Annotated in this window: 1 protein-coding gene; it reads right to left on the reverse strand. The window is 38.0% G+C overall.

Annotated features, from left to right (window positions below):
• Positions 1–563 (reverse strand): hypothetical protein (locus E1171_RS23215; RefSeq protein WP_187696105.1); only part of this gene is annotated, 563 nt, incomplete at both ends.

Consider the following 563-nt stretch of genomic DNA (forward strand, 5'->3'; position numbering starts at 1 on the left):
TTTGGAGGTTCTCATTATTATTGTTGCCAACAATGATGTTAAGCCCTAAAGATAGGTCCTCATCACCAATGGTATTGTTTTCTCCAAATTGTGACACCACTGCACGTTGTAAGTTCCCGTCGTTATTGTTGCCCACGATAAGGTTAAGGTTCACTAAAGCATTACCTATCCCAAATTGAGTACCAACACCATTCTGAACGTTATAGGTGTTATTATTGAACAAGATAACATTCATTGAGGCTAAAGTATCGCTTATTCCAATTTGGGTTCCGCTCCCTCTTTGGAGGTTCCAACTATTATTATTGCCTGCGATACCATTAAATAAGGTTAAAAGGTTATTTGCTCCAACCTGCACCCCTACCGAATTCTGAATATTAAAGTTGTTGTTGATTCCCGTGATGGGGTTAAGTGATGTCATGATATTTTCTATCCCAAGTTGTTCCGCAACAGCACTTTGAAAGTTTCTGTCATTGCGGTTTCCCAAAATAATATTAACTACGGATAAAGAATTTGCTATTCCAAATTGTGACACCACTGCATTTTGGAGGTTCTCATTATTATTG

The organism is Xanthovirga aplysinae (assembly GCF_009711365.1).
GTDB classification, from domain to species: Bacteria; Bacteroidota; Bacteroidia; order Cytophagales; family Cyclobacteriaceae; genus Xanthovirga; species Xanthovirga aplysinae.